The sequence below is a fragment of the Flavobacterium notoginsengisoli genome, from assembly GCF_042686225.1.
In the GTDB taxonomy this organism is placed as follows: Bacteria; Bacteroidota; Bacteroidia; order Flavobacteriales; family Flavobacteriaceae; genus Flavobacterium; species Flavobacterium notoginsengisoli.
In genome coordinates, this window is the sequence record NZ_JBHUOT010000001.1 from 1109245 (window position 1) to 1128396 (window position 19152).

Consider the following 19152-nt stretch of genomic DNA (forward strand, 5'->3'; position numbering starts at 1 on the left):
AATTATATAGGAATTTTAATAGAATGTTTTATAATCCTAACGAATGCTTATCTTTGCACTTTCTAAATTAGAACCTATTTATGTCAACAAATAATAGAAGATTTCCAGCAGAATGGGAAAAACAGCAAGGAATTGTATTGTGTTTTCCACATAATGGCAACGATTGGCCGGGAAAATACGAAGCTGTTCAATGGGCTTTTGTAGAATTTATAAAAAAGGTAGCCACTTTTGAAACCGTTTTCTTAGTAGTAGCTGATGAAAAACTGAAAGAAAAAGTTGCCGATATGCTTGAAAGAGCTCGTGTAAATCTTGAAAACGTTTCTTATATCATTCATAAAACCAACAGAAGCTGGATGCGAGATTCTGGGCCAATTATTGTAAAAAATGGTTCGAAAAGAGAAGCCTTAAATTTCAATTTCAATGGATGGGCGAAATATAAAAACTATCAGTTGGATAAATTCGTTCCGGGAAAAGTAGCCGATTTTATTGATGTTCCGTTAACACAGGTAATGTACAAAGGAAAACCAGTAATTGTAGAAGGCGGAGCAATTGATGTAAATGGAAAAGGAACTTTACTGACTTCTGAAGAATGTTTGATGCATCCAACAATTCAGGTTCGTAATGCTGGTTTTACAAAAGAAGATTACGAAGCTGTTTTTAAAGAATATTTAGGAGTAACTAATGTAATCTGGCTTGGAGATGGAATAGAAGGTGATGATACGCATGGTCATATCGACGATTTATGCCGATTTGTAAATGAAGATACGATTGTAACGATTGTAGAAACAGATAAAAACGATTCAAATTATAAGCCATTGCAGGATAATTTAAAACGTCTGCAAAATGCAAAATTAGAAAATGGAAAATCGCCTGTTATTGTAGCGCTTCCAATGCCAAAACGTGTAGATTTCGAAGATTTAAGATTGCCAGCAAGTTATGCTAATTTCTTAATTCTGAATAACTGCGTTTTAGTACCGACGTTTAATGACAGTAATGATCGTGTTGCATTGAATATTTTGGCAGAATGTTTCCCGGACAGAGAAGTAATCGGAATCAGCTGTATTGATTTCATCTGGGGATTTGGAACTTTGCATTGTTTAAGTCAGCAGATTCCTGCATAAAAATAGTAGCTACAGATTATAAAGTAATAGTTTTGATTTTTTTAATCTGTGATGGAATTGTCAGATATCCAGAGACTTTCTTATATTATTTAAGCTGTCACCAAAAGTGGCAGCTTTTTTTTGTTGTATATTTAACAGACAGATTTATCGTGTGTCCAGACAACCTTCTTATATTCGTATGTTCAATAATGCAGAAATGCAGATTTAATTTTAAATGAAGAAAATATTTTTTATCCTTTCCGTGCTTTCTTCCGGAGTTCTTTTTTCACAGTCTGATTCGCAAGAAAAAATTGAACTTACATTTGCGACCTACAATGTAAGTATGGAATCGGATAATTATTCTCCAAAAGGCGCAATGGGAAAATCGGAGCAGATGTTGATTAATCAACTTAATTCAGGGCATAATGCTCAAATTAAAAATATTGCCCAGATTATTCAAACTGTTAGGCCAGACATTATTTTGCTAAACGAATTTGATTATATTAAAGATCCTGAAATTGGTGTAAAAGCATTTATTAAAAATTATTTGAATGTTAGCCAAGGTGGAGCAGCTGCTATTGATTATCCTTATTACTATTATTCAACAGTGAATACTGGACAGCCAAGTCCTTACGATTTGAACAATGATGGAAAGTTCGATAATTTTGGAAATGATGCATGGGCGTTTGGTATGTATCCTGGGCAATATGGAATGATGCTTTTGTCTAAATATCCTATTGATGTTAAGGCGGTTCGTACTTTTCAGAATTTTAAATGGAAAGATATGCCAGGAGCGTTGCTTACTAAAAAAGCAGATGGATCAGATTGGTATAACAAGAAAGCGTGGAAGGAATTTCCTTTATCTTCAAAATCTCATTGGGATGTTCCTGTTCAGATTGACAATGAAACAGTTCATATTTTAGCCAGTCATCCAACTCCTCCTACTTTTGATGGTACTGAGGATCGTAACGGGAAAAGAAATCATGATGAAATCCGATTCTGGAAAGACTATATTTCAGACAATTCTGCTTCGTATATTTATGATGATAAAGGTGTAAAAGGTGGTTTGTCTCCGAATTCTCGATTCGTTATTTTGGGCGATCAAAACGCTTCGGCAGTTGAGGGCGACGCTATTAGAGAAGGTATAAAGTCTTTAGTAGATGATCCGAAAATTAATAGTGACTTTACACCTGCAAGTAAAGGTGGTGCTGAATTTAGCCCTAAAAATCCTTTTGGAATTAATCATACTGCCTTTTGGAGAATGCGTGCTGATTATGTATTACCATCAAAATTTGGTTTTAAGGTTGTTAACAGTGGAGTGTTCTGGCCTGCTAAAGGTGAGCCAATGTCAGAATTAGTTGAAAAACGTGAATCAAGTTCTGATCATCGTTTGGTTTGGGTAAAGGCGATTCTGGAATAAACAATTTTTTCTTTCAGTTTTGAGATTTATAGAAAAAAGAAAACCTTGGCGAGAACCAAGGTTTTTGTTTTTTATATGTGTTCAGATGATTCTTTATCTGCTCTTCATTGTCTAATAAATGGAGGTAATAATTGACTTGAAACTTCTCCAAATCCAATTCTTACTTCTGCATTTTCACAGAAACCTCTAATGATTACCGTATCATTATCTTCTATAAATTTACGTTCACCTCCGCCATTTAATTTCAACGGATTTTTACCTCCCCAAGTCAATTCCAGCATAGAACCGAAACTGTCAGGAGTTGGCCCTGAAATAGTTCCGGAACCCATCATGTCACCAGAATTTACGCGACATCCGTTTGAAGTATGATGTGCCAATTGCTGACTCATTGACCAGTATAAATATTTGAAATTAGATTTAGAAACGATGGTTTCTTCTTGATCTTCAGGTTTTAAAGAAACTTCTAAATGAATGTCAAAAGCTTTTTTTCCTTTGGTTTGTAAGTAAGGAAGCGGAGTTGGATCTTGTTTAGGCCCTTTAGTTCTAAAAGGTTCTAAAGCATCCATAGTTACAATCCATGGTGAAATTGAAGTTGCAAAGTTTTTAGCTAAGAATGGTCCAAGTGGCACATATTCCCATTTCTGAATGTCACGTGCACTCCAGTCATTCAATAAAACCATTCCGAAAATATAATCCTCAGCTTCGTAAGTTGGGATGTTTTCTCCCATTACATTCACATCAGTTGTAATAAAAGCGGTTTCCAATTCAAAATCTACCAAACGTGAAGCGCCAAAAACAGGAGTGTCATGTCCGGCAGGCAAAGTTTGTCCCATTGGTCTGTGAACTGGAATTCCCGAAGGCACAATTGTAGAACTTCTACCATGATATCCAACCGGAATATGGAGCCAGTTTGGCAACAAGGCATTTTCTGGATCACGGAACATTTTACCTACATTTGTAGCATGTTCTTTACTCGAATAAAAATCAGTGTAATCACCAATTAAAACGGGTAATTGCATCTCTACATCTTCGATTTTAAATATAACAATATCTCGGTGTTTTGTTGAATCTCTAAGCTGCGGATTGTTCTCGTCAAAAATATCAGCGATACGATTTCGAACCAGACGCCATGTTTTTTTTCCGTCAGAAATAAAATCATTCAGCGTATCCTGCATAAACATATCATCGGTTAAATCTATTCCTTCAAAATAGTTTAATTGTTGTAAAGCCCCTAAATCTATAGCATAATCGCCAATTCTTGTTCCTACTGTAACGACATTTTCTTTGGTAAGAAACACGCCAAAAGGGATATTCTGAATAGGGAAGTCGCTATTGTCTGGTACTTCTAACCATGATTTTCTACTGGTATCGTTGGCGGTTATAGGCATGTTTAATGTTAATTATTTGTTGAAAAATTACTTGTCAAATATATCATAATCTAGCAGTTTGACAAACGTTTTTTTGTATTTTTGCGTGAAATTAACGAAAAACATAGAAATGCAACGCGACGAACAAATTTTTGATCTTATCCAGGAGGAAAAAGAAAGACAAATTCACGGACTAGAGCTTATCGCTTCGGAGAATTTTGTAAGTGATGAAGTAATGGAAGCAGCCGGGTCTGTTTTAACAAATAAATATGCTGAGGGATATCCTGGCAAAAGATACTACGGCGGTTGCGAAGTAGTTGACGTTATTGAGCAAATTGCTATTGACAGAGCTAAAGAATTGTTCGGAGCAGAATATGCAAACGTACAACCTCACTCTGGTTCTCAGGCAAACACAGCGGTTTACCATGCTTGTTTGAATCCTGGTGATACTATTTTAGGTTTTGACTTATCTCACGGAGGTCACTTAACTCATGGTTCTCCTGTAAACTTTTCTGGTCGTTTGTACCGTCCGGTTTTTTACGGTGTAGATGCTGAAACAGGTCGTTTAGATTATGATAAAATTCAGGAAATTGCAACTAAAGAACAGCCAAAATTAATCATCGCTGGAGCTTCGGCTTATTCTCGTGATATGGATTTTGCTCGTTTCAGACAAATTGCTGACAGCGTAGGAGCGATCTTATTTGCTGATATTTCGCATCCAGCTGGTCTTATTGCAAAAGGGTTGTTAAGTGATCCAATTCCACATTGCCATATTGTTTCTACAACAACACACAAAACATTAAGAGGACCACGTGGAGGTCTAATCTTAATGGGGAAAGATTTTCCAAATCCACAGGGATTAACAACTCCAAAAGGAGAAATCAGAATGATGTCTTCATTATTAGATTTAGCTGTTTTCCCTGGAAACCAAGGTGGACCTTTAATGCACATCATTGCTGCTAAAGCAGTTGCATTTGGTGAAGCGCTTAAAGATGAGTTTTTTACTTATGCAATGCAATTGCAAAAAAATGCAAATGCAATGGCTGATGCTTTCGTAAAAAGAGGTTATAACATTATCTCTGGCGGAACTGACAACCACATGATGCTTATTGACTTAAGAAATAAAAATATTTCTGGTAAAGAAGCTGAAAATGCATTAGTAAAAGCTGAAATTACAGTAAACAAAAACATGGTTCCTTTTGACGATAAATCTCCATTTATCACTTCTGGAATTCGTGTTGGAACAGCTGCAATCACAACTCGTGGTTTAGTTGAAAAAGATATGGAAACTATCGTAGCTTTAATCGATAAAGTGCTTACAGATCATACAAATGAAGATCTTATCGAAGAAGTTGCTGAAGAAGTAAACGAATTAATGAGCGAAAGACCGATTTTTGCGTATTAATTAGTTTAAAGTTTAAGGTTTCAAGTTTAAAGTTTTGTAATGCGAAAATAAACGTATTATGAAACTTTAAACTTTTTTCGTTTAGAATAGAAAACTTGAAACCTGAAACAAAATAAACCTGAAACAAATTTAAGAAATGGGCGTATTAAGATTACAATTGCCAACTGACCCAAGATGGGTAAATATTGTGGAGAAAAATATAGAAGAAATTCTAACCGATCACGCTTGGTGCGAGCAGAAAGCAGCAACCAACGCGATAACAATTATTACCAATAATTCGGAACATCAAGATTTAGTCAAAGATTTATTGGCTTTAGCCAAAGAAGAAATCGATCATTTTGAACAGGTTCACAATATCATTATCAAAAGGGGATTAAAATTAGGACGTGAACGTAAAGATGATTATGTAAACGAACTATATCAATACATGAAAAGAAGCGGAGACGGAAGTCGTGTTTCCGGTCTTGTAGAAAGATTATTATTTTCTGCGATGATCGAAGCCAGAAGCTGTGAACGTTTTAAAGTACTTTCTGAAAATATCCAAGACGAAGAACTAGCTGTTTTTTATAGAGAATTAATGGAAAGTGAAGCAGGGCATTATACAACATTTATCACATACGCAAGAAAATACGGAACAGGAATCGACGTAGAAAAACGCTGGAGAGAATGGCTGGCTTTTGAAGAATCTATTATTACCAATTACGGAAAAGGAGAAACTATTCACGGATAAGTTTTTGAGTGTTCAGTATTCAGTAGCAGTTTTCAGTTTTTACATTTGTCAGGCTGAGCGAAGTCGAAGCCCAAGCAAAGTACAGAAAAAAAATCCGTTTTAAATCCGCGTCTTCGCGAAAGCGAATCCGTTTAATCCGCGTTCAATATTTTAAGTTTTTATAATCTAAATCTGCAATCTAAATTCTAAAATCCTTACATTTGAGAGTAACCAAAATCTCGAACGATGAGAATAGAAATGGACCTAAAATTAGGGTTTAAAGATGTAATGTTTAGACCAAAAAGATCAACGCTTAAAAGCAGATCAGAAGTTTCCTTAGAACAAAATTTCAAGTTTTTGCACAGCACTGCTAATTGGACAGGAATTCCAATTATGGGTGCGAATATGGATACGGTTGGAACATTTGAAATGGCGCAGGTTTTGGCAAAAGAAAAGCTTTTTACGGCCATTCATAAACACTATACTTTAGAAGAATGGAATAGTTTTCTGCAAAATGTAAGTCCTGATTTCTACAATTATATTGCTGTAAGTACAGGAACAGGAAAAGAAGATTTTGAAAAGGTTGAAAAAATAATCACTGCAAATCCGTTATTAAAATTTATCTGCATTGATGTCGCGAATGGTTATTCAGAACATTTTGTCCAGTTTTTAAAGAAAACCCGAAAACAATATCCTGACAAAATAATTATCGCTGGAAATGTAGTTACAGGCGAAATGACCGAAGAACTATTATTGGCTGGTGCTGATATTGTGAAAGTCGGAATTGGCCCAGGTTCTGTTTGTACCACACGAGTAAAAACAGGTGTTGGTTATCCACAATTATCTGCAATTATTGAATGTGCTGACGCTGCGCACGGTTTGGGTGGACATATTATCAGTGATGGAGGCTGTACAACTCCGGGCGACGTTGCAAAAGCTTTTGGAGCAGGAGCCGATTTCGTAATGTTAGGCGGAATGCTCGCTGGACATACTGAAAGCGGAGGAGAATTGATAGAAGTAAAAGGCGAAAAATTCAAGCAGTTTTACGGAATGAGTTCTAAAACTGCAATGGACAAACATTCTGGCGGAGTTGCAGAATACAGGGCAAGCGAAGGAAAAACAGTTCAGGTTCCTTTTAAAGGAGATGTGATTCATACTGTTTTAGATATTTTAGGTGGCATTAGAAGCACTTGTACTTATGTTGGTGCTTCAAGATTAAAAGAATTAACAAAAAGAACGACTTTCATCCGCGTAAGCGAGCAGGAAAATCAAGTTTTTAAAAAATAATATGATTAAAATTACCGAAGCATCTATTGATAATATTGTTAAAATTCAAGAGATTGCACATATAACTTGGCCAATTACATATGGCGAAATTTTGACTTCAGAACAATTAGAGTATATGTTGGATCTCATTTATTCTAATGAAGCGCTTTCAAAACAAATTCAGAATAAAGAACAATTATTTTATTTGGTTTCAGATTCTGAATCAGTAATTGGTTTTATCGGAATTGAGCACAATTATAAAAATGAAGCTGTAACCAAAATTCATAAAATATATCTTCTGCCAGAAACCCAAGGAAAAGGTTGCGGAAAAATAGTTTTTGAATCAATCGAAAAAATGGCTTTAGAAAATAATTCAAACCAACTTTTATTAAACGTAAACCGATTTAATACTGCTTTGAATTTCTATAAAAAACTCGGTTTTGAAATTAAAGAAACAGTTGATATAGAAATTGGAAACGGGTATTTAATGGAGGATTATGTAATGGGGAAACAAATTTAGGAGTAATTTTTAGTATTTTTTGTCATTCTGAGGAAAGAAGAATCACACTCGAAACTCGACAAAGATTGGCGATTTTCTTTGCGGAAATACTTGTGTGATCCTTCGTTCCTCAGGATGACAAACTGAATGTATTTCTTTATTTAACTCACCACCACATCATGCTTAAACAATAACCCTTTCACTTCCTTCAAAGAAAAAACAGCTTTCTTCAGTTTCGTTTTAGACGGATCAATAGTATAATTATAACTTGTTTTAAAATCGGTTTTGTTGGCGATGGCTTTGTTGAATTCGGAACGGTATAAATCGCAATTGTCAAATAAAACACCAGTTAAATCAGCTGCCATAAAATCTACGGCTATTAAACTGCAATTCGTAAATGGAGTTCCTTTTAATTTTAAAGTATAAAATTTAGAGAAATCCAAAATACAGTCATTAAAGCGAACTTCAAAAATAAGTTTATCGCACATAGCGAAATTTACCTCTTTAATTTCGCATCGATTAAAAGTGACTGTTCTCAAAGCGACGTAATTAATCTTCGCTTCACTAAAAATACAATCATTAAAAATACAGTCGATAAAAGTAACGGCTAGAAAAGTGCAGGCAGAGAAGTTGCAATTATTAAATACGCAGCCTTCAAAGTCCTTAAAATTAAGATCGTCTTTGGCGTAAATAATTGTATTGTATTCTTTATCAAGAAAATATTCGCTCTCTTTTTTCAACTCTTTTCGGTAATTATTTGAGGGTGAAAAGGTAGTAATTTACCATAAAATAAATAGAACTAATCCTAAATCATTTTGATTCTAATTCTATTTTTAATGCTTAAAATGCTGTAGCTTTACGCTTATTTTTAAGTTAAAACAGATCAATTTTATTATATGGAATCAACAAGAAAGGAACATGATTTTTTAGGAGAATTAGAAATTCCGAATCATTTATACTACGGAATCCAGACTTTTAGAGCTGTAGAAAATTTTAATATTACCGGAATTCCCATTTCAAAAGAACCTTTGTTTATCAAAGCTTTGGGTTATGTAAAAAAAGCCGCGGCAATGGCAAATAAAGACTGCGGTGCAATCGATCCTAAAATTGCAGAAGCAATCTGTTACGGAAGTGATCAGGTTATTGCAGGTAAATTTGATCAGGAATTTGTGAGCGATTTAATTCAGGGCGGAGCAGGAACTTCAGTAAATATGAATGCTAACGAAGTTATCGCGAATATTGGACTGGAATATTTAGGTCATAAAAAAGGCGAATACAATTTTCTTCACCCAAATAATCATGTAAACTGTTCACAATCTACAAACGATGCTTATCCATCGGCTTTTAGAATTGCTTTGTATTTGAAAATGGAAAGTTTTATTAAAACTTTTGCAGGTTTAGAAGTTGCTTTCGCTAAAAAAGGAGAAGAATTTAAGGATGTCCTGAAAATGGGAAGAACACAGTTGCAAGATGCTGTTCCGATGACTTTAGGACAAGAATTTAAAGCTTATGCCACTACAATTGGAGAAGATATTCAGCGTTTAAAAAATGCGCAGGAATTATTATTGGAAATCAATATGGGTGCAACGGCAATTGGAACAAAAGTAAATGCACCGGAAGGATATCCTGAAATCTGCGTTAAATATTTGGCAGATGAGGTTGGAATTCCATTAACACTTTCTCCGGATTTAATTGAAGCAACGGTCGATACAGGAGCCTATGTTCAGATTATGGGAACTTTAAAACGTTCTGCGGTTAAGATTTCTAAAATCTGTAACGATTTACGATTGTTGAGTTCAGGACCAAGAACAGGTTTTAATGAAATCAATCTTCCGGCGCGTCAGCCTGGTTCTTCTATCATGCCTGGGAAAGTAAATCCGGTAATTCCGGAAGTAGTAAATCAAACTTGTTTTTATGTTATTGGTCAGGATTTAACGGTTACAATGGCAGCAGAAGCAGGACAATTGCAATTGAATGTAATGGAACCAGTTATTGCTTTTGCTATGTTTACCTCACTGGATTATCTTTCAAATGCCATTCAAACTTTGATTGATAAATGCATTGTTGGGATCACTGCAAACGTTGATCACTGTTATAATATGGTAATGAACAGCATTGGAATTGTAACGCAATTAAACCCAATTATTGGCTACGAAGAAAGCGCGAGTATTGCCGGAGAAGCTTTAAAAACAGGTAAAAGTGTGCATCAAATTGCTGTTTTAGAACGAAAATTAATTACGCAGGAAAAATGGGATGAGATTTATTCTTTAGAGAATTTAATTCATCCAAAGTTTATTACAAAATAGATCATTCTTCAATCATATCAAAAGCCGTTAATTATTTTAGCGGCTTTTTGTTTTGTAATTAGTAAAGTTAATTGTGTAAGATGTTGAAAATTAGAAGTATATTTACGTTAGGTTGCTGGTTTTTAATAAAATAAACTCTTATTAAATGGTGGATTTTTTAAAAAATAATACCTTTTTATATCAATATAAAATCTTAGGGTTGTTGTTTTTTATTTCATTTAATATTTTTTCTCAAGAAGAAATGAAGAATGAATTAATTTGCCCACCTAGAACTATATTTGAGATTTTCAAAAAACAAGATGATGTTTTAGTAGTCAAACCCACAAAAAATAATTTCTTTTTACTAATTCCAGCTATCGGATCTCAGCCGGCAACTGGATTTTTTTTTGGCGCCGTTGCACAATATACTTTCAAAGGAAAAGAAGAAAAAGCGAAGTATTCGATTGCTAATGTGGGAATAACATATACTTTGAAAGAGCAATGGCTTGTGAATATCAAAAACAATATTCTTTTAAAAAATAACAAAATCTTTTTGAGTGGCGATTACCGGCTTTATCTTTTTTCACAACCCAATTACGGTTTAGGAACAGATATAATTCCAAATCGAAGTAAAAGAGAAAATTTCAGCATAGATTCGATCGCTCAGGATATGGATTATAATTATTTCAAGTTTCATCAGACAGTTTCTTTTGAGGTTAAAAAGAACTTTTATGTAGGAGGAGGCATCAACATAGATTGGTATTCGAGCATTAATGACAAGGAATTGGATGTTGAAAATGGAAATCTTACTTACCATTATAATTACAGTCAGAAATATGGATTTAACAATTTAGAGTATTTCCTCAATGGAGTAAGTCTAAATTTAGTTTATGATTCCCGAGATAATCAGGTAAATGCTTCGCGAGGCTGGTTCGCTAATATTAATTACCGATTTAATCCGGTTTTGTTTAATAATCAGGATTATAGCAATGTTTTGTTTGCTGAATACCGGCATTTTATTCCGCTTTCCTATAAAAATCCGAGCTACATTTTAGGAATTTGGACTTACGGACAGTTTGTGACTCGGGGAAAAGTGCCTTACTTAAATCTTCCCGCAATTGGCTGGGATCAGCGAAGCAGGAGTGGAGAAGGTTATACACAAGGATTGTTTAGAGGAAACGGATTAATTTATTTATCAACTGAATTTAGGTTTCCAATTACCTGTAATCAACTGTTGAGCGGGACTGTTTTTACCAACTTTGTTACGGCGAGTAATTCTGATGTTAATCTTTCTCTTTTTAAATCAATTCAGCCTGCTGCAGGAATTGGATTGAGGCTTTTAATTGATAAAGCAACCAAAACCAATTTGATTTTAGACTATGCCTGGGGTAATAATTCAAAAGGATTTTATTTGAATGCAGGAGAAACTTTTTGAAATTATAATTTTGTTTTGTTGTTAAGTGTTTGATTTTATGTATTTTATCGTTTTGTTTACAAGAAAAAACTTAAATTTGATAATCCATTTAACAAACAAAAATCCAAAATTATGAAAAAGTACAGTTTATTATTAGTTGTATTTCTGTCGACGATAGGAATGCAGGCTCAGGATGCCAGGTCATTTTCACTTAATTTGTATGGAGGTTATAATTTTTCAGATAAGCTGGATTATGACGGTTATTCTGCTACAATTGAAGATGGTTTTCAATATGGAGCAGGATTTGAATATTTCTTTTCAACAAATAACTCCGTTGAGTTAAAGTATTTAAGGTCAGATGTAAAAATACCTTTTTATGGTCCTGCTGGAAATCAGTTAAATACGAATGATAAAGGAGCCTTTAATTTCATTCTAGCAGATTTCACCCATTATTTTGATACGGGATCAAATCTTTTACCTTATTTGGGTGCCGGTGCGGGAGTTGGTATTGTAGAATCACCTCAGGGTGGAAGCGGCACTTATTTTGCCTGGGATGTAAAAGGTGGTGTGAAAATTAAAACAGCGTCATCAGTCTCTGTTAACATTAATGCCTATTTACAATCAATGTCGGCTGCAGTAGGAGAAAGCTATTATTGGTCGTATTGGGTTGGACCAGTTGCTGTTGAAGATTATATTTCTACTTTCCAATTTGGGTTGGGGGCAGTATTGAGTTTCAATTTCAAGAATTAGGATTAGAAACTTTAAAAAACATAAATAAATAAGAAAAAGCAGGCTATTTAGTCTGCTTTTTATATTTTGGCTTGAAATGTTCATAATTAAATCATAATTTCTATCCGTAATAAGTACTATTTTTGAAACTCAATCCTTATTTTTGTTGTATATACAAATTACTATGAAGTTACTAATAGTCGAAGACGAACCAAATCTATTATCCATTCTGCGTAAAGGATTTGCCGAAAATAATAATGAAGTTAGTGTAGCTCTTGACGGTAAAACCGCTTTGGAGATGATTCATAATTATACTTTTGACGTTGTAGTTTTAGATGTGATGCTTCCGGATATTAACGGAATTGAAATTTGCAGAAGACTTCGGGCCAGTAAAAATTTTGTCCCAATTTTATTACTGACTGCTTTAGGAACTTCAGAAAACATTGTAACTGGCCTAAATGCCGGTGCCGATGATTATTTGGTAAAGCCTTTTAAATTTGGAGAATTAGATGCCCGAGTAAATGCGCTTTACAGAAGATCACATCAGGAAACAGAAAAAATTGACACTATTGTAATTGGTGATTTAGAAATAAACGGACGAGCAAAATCTGTAAAAAGAGGAAGTGAAAACATTATTTTGACTGCTAAAGAATTCAAACTTTTATATTATCTGGCAAAAAATACAGGACGTATCGTTTCCCGCGATCAGATTTTAGATAATGTCTGGGATATTAATTTTGACATGAATACCAATGTTGTAGATGTGTATATAACCTATTTAAGAAGAAAGATTGATAAGCCTTTTGATACCAAACTAATTCATACCATGAAAGGTTTGGGATATGTTATAAAGCCATAAAATGGATATTAGAAAAAAAATCACTTTTAATTATGTTGCCCTTTCTACCTTTAGTACTTCGCTATTGTGTATCATTGTGTTTTTCTTATTCAGGGAAAACAATCGATATCACTTTTTAAAGCGTTTAGATGACAGGTCTAAAATTGTAGCGTCTATTCATTTTCAAAAAGATCCGGAGAAAATCAAATACTATAAAAATCTTCAAAAAAACGGTCTTGAAGAACTAATTGAGGAGGAAGAATATGTATTAAAAATCAACAGTCATAATTCTTTTGATTATAATACAAATCTAAATCTTCCGAATACTTTTTACACCAACATTTTAAGTACAGGAAAAGATTCTTACGAAAAAGATAATAAATATTATCTGGGCCAGATTTTTCAGGAAAACGGACAAAGATATATTGTCATTGTTGGAGCCAGGGACCGTAAAGGAAAAGATACGACTGTTTATATTGTCAAAATCATGCTTTTTGGCGGAATTGGTTTTGTAATTCTGGCTTTCCTTTTAGGGCGTTTTCTGGCAAAACGTGTTATTAATCCTGTTGCCCGAATTACAAAAGAAGTAAAAAGAATTAGTGCTTCTAACCTTCATAATCGTCTCCCGGAAGTTAAAAATTCGGATGAAATCTCCGATTTGACCAATACATTTAATAATATGCTGGATCGATTGGAAACCTCTTTCGAAATTCAGGCCAATTTTATTAATAATGCTTCACATGAATTAAAAACGCCGATTACTACAATTATTGCCGAGGCAGAAATCATGCTTTTAAAAGAACGGGAAGTAAATGAATATAAGGAATCTCTGGAAAACATATACAGTCAGGCTTCTCGATTAGGAAATCTAACTGAAAGTTTGTTGAAACTTACGCAGACAGGTTACGACGGACAAAAACAAGTTTCGGATGTTGCTAGAATAGACGAACTGTTATTGGATGTAAAATCGGATTTGGACAAAATTTATCCGGACAATCGTGTAAGTATTATAATTAATATTGCTCCTAAAGACTCTAATTTACTCTTACTTCCATGCAACAAACCTTTATTAGAATTAGCGATTAATAATATAATTACAAACGGCGTAAAATATTCAGATAACAACGAAGTATTTGTAAATCTTTCAGCAAATGATGAAATGATCAAAATTACGATCAACGATATTGGTATCGGAATTCCGCCGGAAGATATTCCGCATTTATACGAACCTTTCTTTAGAGGTAAAATCGCAACCAGATATATAGGTTATGGTTTAGGTCTTCCTCTGGCTTCAAAAATTATCAGAATGCATGAAGGAGAATTACAGGTTCAATCCGAACAAAATAAAGGTACAATCGTAACGATTATCTTCACAAAACGAAACATTAAAAAATCTAATGTTTAATCTTAGGAAATTCTAATTTTAGCTTAAGAAGAGTCTAATTCGTTGATTGTTAATTTGTAAGTATAAACTAAACGATTATACTTATGAAAAACTTTCTTATACCTACGACTTTAAAAGATGATACAATTTCGGCTGTTAAATCTGCGGTGAATCAGTCAAAAGATACTGAATCAGAAATTATATTAGTATTAGTTTCAGAAGCACCAGATACATTTTCATCTTCCAGTTTTTTGCGCGAAATGAGATCAGGACTTACTAAAAGTCAGGAAGAAGTTCTGGAAACCTGCAGATATATTATCGACCATACTCCAAACGCAAAATTGAAAGTTCACAACCAATACGGACTTTCGGCACCTATTTTAAAACGCCTTATAGAAGCTTTTTCTGTAAAGCTGGTTATCCTTACCCATTCCTATAAACAGGAAACCAAAAAAATCCATCAATATTTTGTGCAGCTGGCAGGAAATCAAAAATGTCCAATTCTGCATTTAAGCACAGAAATCAACAAAGAAGTTTTCAGTAAAGCACTTTATGTAGAGAATTCAACGGCCAATATTCACGTAAAAGATGTACAGCAATATTTGAGCGAAAATTTCTCTTTTGAAATTGTGAGCCAGACGGCCAATTTTGAAGATAATTATGAGAATGTAGCGCCATTTTTATCAGAAGCCATTTCAAAACATAATATAGACATGCTTGTTGAAACCAGAAAAGGCGAAAAAATCAAATTTAAGAAAGTAAAAAAAGAAAATGTCAATGAGAAATTGGGACTTCCGGTGCTCTCATTGTACGAAGAGATAGTTTAGTAAATAGTTCTTAGTACCCAGTCCTTAGTGAATATTAATTAAGTATAAAGACAAATAACTAGGTACTAAGAACTAATTACTAAACAGCTGCAATATTAATTTAAAACCGAAAATATGTTATTAAGGAAAAGAATACCAATGAAGTACGTTCTCGGGAAAATTAAAGTAGAAATTGCTTTAGTATTGGCTTATACCGTACTATTTGAAATATTTCATCACTATTTTATAAACCTTCCCGTAGATATTCCAATTGCGATTCCAACGATGATTGGAACTATTATTTCCCTATTATTAGCGTTTAAGTCCAATCAGGCTTATGACAGGTGGTGGGAAGCCAGAATTGTCTGGGGAGCTGTTGTAAACGATTCCAGAACTTTAATTCGTCAGGTTTTGACGTTTTATAAAGATCCTGATTTTTCTGTTGAAGCCAGCGAATTCAAAGAGAATTTTGCGAAAAGACAGATTGCGTGGTGTTATAGTTTAGGAGAATCTCTTAGAAACAGAAACGCCATAAAACCGCTAGAAGGTTTGATGAGTGAAGAAGAAATTAAATACATCAAAAACCATCAAAACGTTCCGAATGCTATTTTGATGCTGCATGCAAGAGATTTGCGAAATGCAAAAAACGAAAAGAAAATCAATATGTATCAGCAGGTCGAAATCGATAATACGTTGTCCAGACTTTGTGATGAAATGGGGAAGTGTGAGAGAATTAAAAATACCATTTTTCCAACAACTTACAGTATGTATATCAGATTGACTTTATGTTTATTTATTTTGTTATTGCCTTTTGGATTAACAAGTGTGTTAAGCTGGTTTGCGATTCCGTTAATTACAGCAATTGGTGCCGCTTTCTTTTTGATCGAAAGAATGGCAATTCATTTGCAGGATCCATTTGAAAACAGAGCAACCGATACACCAGTTACGGCTATTGCAAATACTATTGAAAAAAATATCAAGCAAATGCTAAACGAATATCAAAGCGAATTTGATATTCTGAATGAATTTCACTTAGTAGACGAACCTAAGAAAGTCGAGAAAGACGCTTATTTTGTCTTATAACTATTTAATTTTGGTCTTCTTTTAATTGTTGGCTGGACAGTGTGTAGTTGCGCTGTCCAGCTTTTTTTGTTTGATTGCTAAATTCACAAGCATTTTAAACCTAGCCAGTGGTTTCAGCCACTGGAACGCAATAAATATCAAAATCTTCTATATGTCCTCGCGGTTAAAACCACGGGTTATGTTAAAACGAAATGTTTGTTTGTGTATTTACAATTGTTTCGCTAATCTTCCCAAAGTTTGGATAGCAGTTCTCAATTCATTCGACCAAGGCAATCCAAAACTCAATCGCATACAGTTTGAAAATTGATCCTGAAGCGAAAAAATCCTTCCCGGTGCAATGCTGATATTGTGTTTTAAAGCCAAATGATAAAAGGCAGCAGTATCTATTTTTTTATCCATTTCAACCCAAAGAAAAAAACCGCCTTGTGGCTGACTTACTTTTGTTCCCGCCGGAAAAGATTCTAAAACAGTATTGATATAATTGGTGCAGTTTCGATTTAAAATCTGACGAATTTTGCGAAGATGGTTTTCATAACGGCCGTTTTTCAAAAAATCTCCCACCACTTCATGAGTGATAGTTGTATTGGAAATAGTATGATATAATTTGGTTCGCAGAATTTCTTTTTTGAATTTCCCTGGAGAAACCCATCCTACACGATAACCAGGAGCCAAAGATTTAGAAACAGAACTACAGCAAAGTACAATCCCGCTTTCGTCGTAGGTTTTACAATTGGTTGGACGGCTTGTGCCAAAGTACAAATCACCGTGAATATCATCTTCTATTAAAGGAACATTGTAAAATTCCATTAAGCGGACAATTTCTATTTTATGTTCATTCGGCATCATACTGCCAGACGGATTGCTGAAATTACTCATTAAAACACAGGCTTTTACTTTATTGGAAGCCAGTGTCTTTTTAACTGCTTCGAGTTCAATTCCTGTTGTCATATTGGTTGGAAGTTCCATCACATACAACCCTAGAGATCTTGCCAACTGTAAAATTCCAAAATAAACAGGACTTTCTGTAATAATAGTGTCTCCGGGTTTTGTCAAAGTCAGTAAACAGTCTGAAATCGCAGAAATACAGCCGGGAGTTGTAATAATATCGTCTTCGGTCAAAGAACCACCCCAGGTAAACGACCAGCGGGCAATTTCTTTGCGTAAATTGCTATTTCCCTGAATTTCCTCATAACTCGTTCCGCTATTTGGAAGTTGTCGCATCGCCTGAACCATTCCTTTATTCAGTTTTGCAATTGGCAGTAATTCATTTGACGGAAAACCAAGTGAAAGCATCGTAAGGTCTTTTTTACGCATATCGCCATAAACTAAATCTACTAAGTCTTCTCGTTCTATGTTTTCCAACGTTAAAATAGGCGTACTTGCCGATGGTTCGGTAATGGTTCGTGCCGAAATATTACTAACATAATAACCGGATTGAGGACGGGACTCAATCAAAGAACGACTTTCTACTTCATAATACGCTTTACTCACTGTGCTCATGCTGTAGCCCGTTTCGGCACAAACTTCCCGTATGGACGGCAGTTTGTCACCAACATTCAGTAAACCGGATTTGATCTGTTTTTCGATACGATCTGCAAATTGAAGATATAAGTAATTGGAATTTTTCATAAAAAACAAAACTGTTATGGTGCAATTTACAAAAACTGTATCTGTATTGCTGTTTTATTTTTTAGAAATTTGCGTCGTCAAAAGAAAACAATTCAAAACAACGTTTTTGTGAAAACAACAAAGTATTATATAGCGGCTATAATTGCCTTTACTACATGGGGACTTTTCAGTTTGGTCTTAAGACCAATTCATGAATATCCGTCGCTGGATATTTTGTTTTATCGCGTTTTCAGCTGTAGTATTTTGATGCTTTTGATCGCTCTTTTGTTTAAAAGAAAAAAAATAAAAGAGACAGTTGCAATTTTTAAAGCTTTACCAAAAGCTGAAAAAAGAAAATCGGTTTTATTAAATATTGGCGGAAGTGCTTTTTTAATGGGAAACTGGTTTACTTATATTTATGTAATGAATCATGTCAGTGTTAAAGCAACTTCTCTGGCATATCTGGTATGCCCGATTTTGACAACATTATTGGCCTATTTCATATTAAGAGAAAAACTGTCTAAAACACAGTGGATTTCAGTCGGATTAAGTATTTCCGGTTGTATGTTGTTGTCTTATGCTGCCATTATGGATATGGTTTTCAGTATAATTATTGGATTAACATATGCCGCTTATTTAGTAAGTCAGCGTGCTAATAAAGGTTTTGATAAATTTATTGTACTAACTTTTCATATTACCTTGGCAGGATTAGTATTATTACCTTTTTATCCGGTTTTTGGGGGACCGGTACCAACGGAATTTAAGTTTTATCTCTGCATTGAGACCATTGCAATTATGTTTACGATAATTCCGTTGTTTTTAAATTTATATGCGCTTTCCGGAATCAATTCTTCAACGGTTGGTATGCTTTTAAACATCAATCCGATGATTGCATTTGGACTGGCTGCCTTTTTTTTCAAAGAAAATATTACCGCGCTGCAGATTACGGCTTATGGAATCATTTTTACCGCAGTGTTAGTTTTTAATTCACATCATATTTTTGCCATCAGGCAAAAAATGACCGCAATATCCAAAGGTTCATAATCTGAGTTTTCATATTTTTTATTGGTTTAAAATCGAAAATTACAAGAATCTTAACAGGATGTTTAAACAGGAATGAGTATTTTTCATTCCTGTTTTTTTATGCGATAAAGTGTAATAAAAAGATAGCCACGAATTCACGAATTAATGGGATTAAAAATTGTCGCCACAAATTACACGAATTTGCACGAATTATTT

The 19152-nt window shown here is 34.2% G+C and carries 17 protein-coding genes; 14 read left to right on the forward strand and 3 right to left on the reverse strand.

Annotation, left to right across the window (positions count from 1 at the left end):
- Positions 1–80: 80 nt before the first annotated feature.
- Positions 81–1121, forward strand: coding sequence for an agmatine deiminase family protein (locus tag ACFS3A_RS04695; RefSeq protein ID WP_091496906.1), 1041 nt, complete (start codon positions 81–83; stop codon positions 1119–1121).
- Between the two features lie 214 nt (positions 1122–1335).
- On the forward strand, positions 1336–2520 hold the full coding sequence (locus tag ACFS3A_RS04700) for an endonuclease/exonuclease/phosphatase family protein (RefSeq protein WP_379824214.1): 1185 nt from the start codon (positions 1336–1338) through the stop codon (positions 2518–2520).
- 104 nt (positions 2521–2624) lie between these two features.
- Here the strand turns inward: ACFS3A_RS04700 and fahA are convergent, their stop codons facing one another.
- On the reverse strand, positions 2625–3908 hold the full coding sequence (gene fahA / locus ACFS3A_RS04705; RefSeq protein ID WP_379824215.1) for a fumarylacetoacetase: 1284 nt from the start codon (positions 3906–3908) through the stop codon (positions 2625–2627).
- 109 nt (positions 3909–4017) lie between these two features.
- Between fahA and glyA the strand changes: the two genes are divergently transcribed.
- The 4 genes from glyA (at position 4018) to ACFS3A_RS04725 (ending at position 7787) form a co-directional block, all read left to right on the forward strand.
- A complete protein-coding gene (gene glyA, locus ACFS3A_RS04710) occupies positions 4018–5292 on the forward strand; it encodes a serine hydroxymethyltransferase (RefSeq protein ID WP_379824216.1) in 1275 nt (424 codons plus the stop codon).
- 136 nt (positions 5293–5428) lie between these two features.
- Positions 5429–6022 carry a tRNA-(ms[2]io[6]A)-hydroxylase gene (gene miaE / locus ACFS3A_RS04715; RefSeq protein WP_379824217.1) on the forward strand — a complete coding sequence of 198 codons (594 nt, stop codon included), beginning with the start codon at positions 5429–5431 and terminating at the stop codon, positions 6020–6022.
- Positions 6023–6247: 225 nt separating this feature from the next.
- Positions 6248–7288, forward strand: coding sequence for a GMP reductase (locus ACFS3A_RS04720; RefSeq protein ID WP_379824218.1), 1041 nt, complete (start codon positions 6248–6250; stop codon positions 7286–7288).
- 1 nt (position 7289) lies between these two features.
- Complete coding sequence (locus ACFS3A_RS04725) at positions 7290–7787, forward strand: GNAT family N-acetyltransferase (protein WP_379824220.1); 498 nt, start codon at positions 7290–7292, stop codon at positions 7785–7787.
- Between the two features lie 140 nt (positions 7788–7927).
- Here the strand turns inward: ACFS3A_RS04725 and ACFS3A_RS04730 are convergent, their stop codons facing one another.
- A complete protein-coding gene (locus tag ACFS3A_RS04730; RefSeq protein WP_379824222.1) occupies positions 7928–8506 on the reverse strand; it encodes a pentapeptide repeat-containing protein in 579 nt (192 codons plus the stop codon).
- A 156-nt stretch (positions 8507–8662) separates the two neighbouring features.
- Between ACFS3A_RS04730 and aspA the strand changes: the two genes are divergently transcribed.
- The 7 genes from aspA to ACFS3A_RS04765 all read left to right on the forward strand — a co-directional run bounded on the left by aspA (position 8663) and on the right by ACFS3A_RS04765 (position 16305).
- Positions 8663–10072 (forward strand): aspartate ammonia-lyase, encoded by a 1410-nt coding sequence (gene aspA / locus ACFS3A_RS04735; RefSeq protein ID WP_379824224.1) that lies wholly within the window; start codon positions 8663–8665, stop codon positions 10070–10072.
- 241 nt (positions 10073–10313) lie between these two features.
- Complete coding sequence (locus tag ACFS3A_RS04740; protein ID WP_379824225.1) at positions 10314–11486, forward strand: BamA/TamA family outer membrane protein; 1173 nt, start codon at positions 10314–10316, stop codon at positions 11484–11486.
- Positions 11487–11597: 111 nt separating this feature from the next.
- Positions 11598–12215 carry an outer membrane beta-barrel protein gene (locus tag ACFS3A_RS04745; protein ID WP_379824226.1) on the forward strand — a complete coding sequence of 206 codons (618 nt, stop codon included), beginning with the start codon at positions 11598–11600 and terminating at the stop codon, positions 12213–12215.
- A 163-nt stretch (positions 12216–12378) separates the two neighbouring features.
- On the forward strand, positions 12379–13053 hold the full coding sequence (locus tag ACFS3A_RS04750; RefSeq protein WP_379824227.1) for a response regulator transcription factor: 675 nt from the start codon (positions 12379–12381) through the stop codon (positions 13051–13053).
- 1 nt (position 13054) lies between these two features.
- Positions 13055–14437 carry a HAMP domain-containing sensor histidine kinase gene (locus ACFS3A_RS04755; protein WP_379824229.1) on the forward strand — a complete coding sequence of 461 codons (1383 nt, stop codon included), beginning with the start codon at positions 13055–13057 and terminating at the stop codon, positions 14435–14437.
- Between the two features lie 83 nt (positions 14438–14520).
- Positions 14521–15243: a hypothetical protein gene (locus tag ACFS3A_RS04760; RefSeq protein WP_091496877.1), complete on the forward strand. Its 723-nt coding sequence runs from the start codon at positions 14521–14523 to the stop codon at positions 15241–15243.
- Between the two features lie 114 nt (positions 15244–15357).
- Complete coding sequence (locus ACFS3A_RS04765; protein ID WP_379824231.1) at positions 15358–16305, forward strand: bestrophin family protein; 948 nt, start codon at positions 15358–15360, stop codon at positions 16303–16305.
- Between the two features lie 207 nt (positions 16306–16512).
- On the opposite strand, the gene ACFS3A_RS04770 is transcribed toward ACFS3A_RS04765, so the two are convergent.
- On the reverse strand, positions 16513–17934 hold the full coding sequence (locus tag ACFS3A_RS04770; RefSeq protein ID WP_379824232.1) for an aminotransferase-like domain-containing protein: 1422 nt from the start codon (positions 17932–17934) through the stop codon (positions 16513–16515).
- 108 nt (positions 17935–18042) lie between these two features.
- Here ACFS3A_RS04770 and ACFS3A_RS04775 point away from each other — a divergent pair, with 108 nt between their 5' ends.
- On the forward strand, positions 18043–18957 hold the full coding sequence (locus tag ACFS3A_RS04775) for an EamA family transporter (RefSeq protein ID WP_379824233.1): 915 nt from the start codon (positions 18043–18045) through the stop codon (positions 18955–18957).
- Positions 18958–19152 lie beyond the last annotated feature (195 nt).